This is a genomic window from Microcystis sp. M53602_WE12, assembly GCF_030065455.1.
GTDB classification, from domain to species: domain Bacteria; phylum Cyanobacteriota; class Cyanobacteriia; order Cyanobacteriales; family Microcystaceae; genus Microcystis; species Microcystis aeruginosa.
In genome coordinates, this window is the sequence record NZ_JASJFB010000064.1 from 1 (window position 1) to 3,193 (window position 3,193).

The following is a 3,193-nucleotide window of genomic DNA, read 5'->3' on the forward strand; positions in this document are numbered from 1 at the left end:
GGTTAACAATTTGTAATATTCCTTGTTGACACCCTTACTGACAAAGAAAAAACTGAAATCAAGTCAGGATAAGGGTTGGAGTGCTTACTGCAAAAATTGTTAAGAAAGATCCCTATAAGGGATAGCTTGATAAGGGGGGTGTCTGACAACTTTTAACGCCTACCTACTTATTTATTCGCTCAACCCAACCTAAGAAACTGATTCTAGATGCCTTAAAATCTGTTCTCTTAAATCATCCAAATAATTCTCTACCACCTCCCAAACTGTATTAAGGTCAATTCCCCCTAAATAATCATGTACTAAAATATTCCTAAAACCAGAAATATTACGCCAGTCAACATTGGGAATATTTGCCTTTAATTCCTCCGAAAGCCTTTGAGTTGATTCTGCCAAAGTTTGTAAGCGTCTAATGATAGCATCGCTGATTATTGAATTAGCAAAAAACTCCTGTTTTCCTCCTTGGGAATAGTCCTTAATTTTATCAATACAGTCTAAAATATATTCAAGATAAACTCGATCTTCATTCATAACTTAATTGCCTCCTTTAAGATTCGCTGTTTAATTAGATGATGAAGGCTTTTTTCAGTTACTACATCCACTTTACACCCTAAGAGAGCCTCTAAATCAACTAATAATCCACCGGGAAACCAAGGGGATGTTTTAGCTAAATCATAATCAATTAAAAAATCAATATCACTATTTTCGGTTTCCTCTCCTCTAGCAACGGAACCAAATACACGCACATTAAAAGCACCATGTTTGGTGGCAATTTGTAGGATATCCTCTCGTTTGTCTTGTATGAGTTGTTTTAAGGTCATAAAATAACATCCCTCCCGAAGGTTTTTAATGAACAATTAACAGACTAGACTAGAAAAAACTAAATACTGATAACTCACCCCCCCACTTATTGCCCTAATTGCTGCAAAAATTGCATCACCTTTTCATCAGTTGCCATAATATTCTGTTGGTAGAATATTATAGCTGCTTGTTGTAGGTCAATTTTTGCTTTTTCGGTTTGTTTTAATTGGGCATATAAAAGACCACGACTACGGACCTTATGAACGATGGCTAAATAAGTAATCATTGATTTCTCATTTCAGGTTCGCATTAGATTATATTCTTCGCGGATTGATGAAGTTAGAGATTCCACTAAGATTAATTTTTCCTCAATTGACAGGTTTTTTCCTTGTTTAATTAATGTTTGTAAAGTCATTTTTTGCAAATCAAATTCCGGCACAAGTAGAGCCAATTCTTGTGTTTGTTGATTTTGTAAGTCAGTAATTAATTCTTGTAAAAATAGAGAATCATTACTTAAGTCTGAAATTTCATCTTCATAGTTTTCGAGAGCTTCTATTTGTTGAATACGGTCACTATAATTTTTGAGAAGGGATTCGAGAGCTTCGATAATAAATTGGATGTCTTTAAATGATAGAGTTTTCATAGTTTACCTCAACTTACACGATAAAAAAATTCACCAATTACCCTTAAGGCTTGTTGATAGGTTTCTATTGACATGGGAAATAAGGGTTTCCATAACCAGTGATTACCTCGATCATTAATTAATTCTAGCTCACTGGGAATAGAAATTCCCCGATCTAGTTTCCACCAGTTGTTTCCTATTCCCTGAACGGAAAAGGTCGAAATTCCCCCCGGTGTTTGTCCATCAACAAGGGTTTCTTTTACCCATATTTGCCCATTATTTTCATAGATAGCAATATCTTTGTTAGGACGAACATGATCCATTCTGGGAGATGTAGCATTACCTCTACGGTATAAATCAACGGGTGTTTTTATCATTTGTCACCTCCCTAATTCGCGTAAAAGTTGCATCACCTTTTCATAAGTTGCCATATTATCCTGCTGGTAGAATATTATAGCTGCTTGTTCTAGGTCAATTTTTGCTTTTTCGGTTTGTTTTAATTGGGCATATAAAACACCACGACTACGGATTATAGTAATCATAGCAATTATCGTCGATTGGGTTGACCCAAGGAAACCAAAGTAGGTTGGGTTGACGTAAGGAAACCCAACAACAGACCCAAGGAAACCCAAAAAAAAGATTCAGACAGATTTAGATTTTGGGTGTTGGGTTGCGCTTTTCCTGAGAATTGAGAGGTTTTCTTTAACATATTTATTCGCTCAACCCAACCTACAGTTTTGTAGGTTGGGTTGAGGCACGAAACCCAACAATACACCCAAGCAAACTACCGTAGGTTGGGCACGAAACCCAACAATAGATCCAAGGAAACCCAACAAAAAGATTCAGACGGATTTAGGTGTTGGGTGTTGGGTTTCGTTCCGATGACCCAACCTAGGAAACAATGCGATCGCTCTATTCATAGCCAACCTGCGTCGGAAAGATGATTTCTTCATTTGCGCCCCAGTCAATCTGATAGATTTCTTGTTGAACATAACGGTGAAAACTGGAATATTCCCAAGCTGAAGGAGCATTAACTAATCGATGTTTTACGGGATTATAATGGATGTAATCTACATGACAAATGAAATCTTGCTCGTTTTTGATTAAGTGTTCCCAGAACCGTCTTTGCCAGATAGTTTGTTCTTTTTTATTCTCTCTCGAAGTAGTCATTTTTCCGTGATATTGTGAATCGCAGTTACGACTAAAATAGCTTTTTATTAAACGCCAACGAGTGGAAAAATTGGCATCACCTTCGGGTAAAGTCCAAATGCAGTGCAGGTGGTCGGGTAAAATGACAATGGCATCGATTGTGAATGGGTGACGTTGCATAACGTAGCGAAATGCTTCTCGCAAGAGGGAGATATTTTCTGGTTCGCACAAGAATTTTTTACGCTTGTGAGTGACAAGGGTAAAAAAGTAAGTTCCTCCCTCAATTTTTGCCCTTCGATACTGCATAATAAATATTGATTATTCTGGCGCATAATCCCCCTTGTCGGTTGGATTGACCAAAGGAAAACCCAACAAAGCATAACTGGTGGATTTGTTGGGTTTCGTTCCTCCACCCAACCTACGAAACTATGAAACGATATGATCGCTCTTTTTTAAATCATATAGTAATCATAGCAATTACCGTCAGCAATTCCAAATTCAAACGGTAGTGTAGGATACAGAATTGATTTCGCTTCTGTCCCTCAAAATAGAGTGAACGAGTTGCCCATTGGGTTTTGCAGGAATGGAAGTCCAAGATTTGAGTTTTATAGGGATGCTGAGCTA

Annotated in this window: 6 protein-coding genes; all 6 read right to left on the bottom strand. The window is 37.3% G+C overall.

From position 1 onward, the window contains the following. Positions 1–189: 189 nt before the first annotated feature. The 6 genes from PX482_RS02800 to PX482_RS02825 all read right to left on the bottom strand — a co-directional run bounded on the left by PX482_RS02800 (position 190) and on the right by PX482_RS02825 (position 2,875). On the bottom strand, positions 190–528 hold the full coding sequence (locus PX482_RS02800) for a HepT-like ribonuclease domain-containing protein (RefSeq protein ID WP_002763044.1): 339 nt from the start codon (positions 526–528) through the stop codon (positions 190–192). Continuing rightward, positions 525–818: a nucleotidyltransferase family protein gene (locus PX482_RS02805; RefSeq protein ID WP_002768612.1), complete on the bottom strand. Its 294-nt coding sequence runs from the start codon at positions 816–818 to the stop codon at positions 525–527. Before PX482_RS02805 ends, PX482_RS02800 begins: the two co-directional genes overlap by 4 nt. Before the next feature lie 86 nt (positions 819–904). After that, complete coding sequence (locus PX482_RS02810; RefSeq protein WP_288026498.1) at positions 905–1,084, bottom strand: hypothetical protein; 180 nt, start codon at positions 1,082–1,084, stop codon at positions 905–907. A gap of 12 nt (positions 1,085–1,096) precedes the next feature. Beyond that, entirely contained in the window at positions 1,097–1,441 is a 345-nt protein-coding gene (locus PX482_RS02815; RefSeq protein WP_104396060.1) for a hypothetical protein, read from the bottom strand. 8 nt (positions 1,442–1,449) lie between these two features. After that, positions 1,450–1,797 carry a Tse2 family ADP-ribosyltransferase toxin gene (locus tag PX482_RS02820; protein WP_002763055.1) on the bottom strand — a complete coding sequence of 116 codons (348 nt, stop codon included), beginning with the start codon at positions 1,795–1,797 and terminating at the stop codon, positions 1,450–1,452. Between the two features lie 535 nt (positions 1,798–2,332). Then, the gene (locus PX482_RS02825) at positions 2,333–2,875 is read right to left on the bottom strand and encodes an REP-associated tyrosine transposase (RefSeq protein WP_079205648.1); all 543 of its coding nucleotides are present in this window, start codon (positions 2,873–2,875) and stop codon (positions 2,333–2,335) included. Positions 2,876–3,193: the final 318 nt, after the last annotated feature.